This window comes from Oleiphilus sp. HI0132 (assembly GCF_001635845.1).
Map to the genome: position 1 here is coordinate 1 of NZ_LWGJ01001410.1, position 813 is coordinate 813.

An 813-nucleotide genomic window follows, 5' to 3' on the forward strand; every position below is an offset into this window, starting at 1 on the left:
AGAATCCTGCAACAATTCCTCATCACCAGTAACACGGATCAACACCTGATGCAGCGCCTGCTCAAAGCCTAGCATACGATCGGAAGGGTCTTGCGAAGGTACTGCGACAGAAGCGTTATATAAATTACCTAGCTGGACAGCGATTGAGTGTGAACTCAAAAAGGCTAGCGAAACAAGTACGAAAAAACGAATAATATTGACCAAGTAAGTGCCACTTATGCTCAGTATTTGAAAGGTTTATCATAATATTCTCGAAACACTCATAAAACAACCATCAGCCGTGCTTTGCACACCTACTTTCTAATATTTTTTTAAATCACTACGAATATGTTATTTTTTACTGCTAGCATTTGGCGAGACTCCAAACAACTGGTAGAATCGCGCCAATTTTAAAAAGCCAAGGTTTTAGCTCATATGACTAATAATTCTGACTCAAATACAAACCCTTCACTTAGCTACAAAGACGCTGGCGTCGATATCGATGCGGGAAATGAGCTAGTAGAAAGAATTAAAGGTGTCGCCAAAAAAACTCGAAGACCGGAAGTAATGGCCGGTCTAGGCGGTTTTGGCGCAATGTTTGAGTTGCCGAAGGGCTATAAAGAACCGGTTTTGATTTCCGGTACCGACGGTGTTGGCACAAAACTAAGATTAGCCATGGACTTCAATAAGCACGATACGATAGGTATTGATCTCGTTGCCATGTGCGTTAACGATCTTATTGTTGGTGGCGCAGAGCCATTATTCTTCCTTGACTATTACGCTACAGGTAAACTGAATGTTGACGTTGCTGCCGATGTAGTAACAGGCATTGGC

Annotated in this window: 2 protein-coding genes; one reads left to right on the plus strand and one right to left on the minus strand. The window is 42.2% G+C overall.

Going from position 1 to position 813, the window contains the following annotated elements; translation table 11 throughout:
• Positions 1 to 204 (minus strand): DUF2066 domain-containing protein (locus tag A3766_RS21540; RefSeq protein ID WP_156509035.1); only part of this gene is annotated, 204 nt, incomplete at its 3' end.
• 210 nt (positions 205 to 414) lie between these two features.
• Between A3766_RS21540 and purM the strand changes: the two genes are divergently transcribed.
• Positions 415 to 813, plus strand: a 399-nt coding sequence (gene purM / locus A3766_RS21545; protein ID WP_231882955.1) for a phosphoribosylformylglycinamidine cyclo-ligase, incomplete at its 3' end; no start/stop codon positions are given.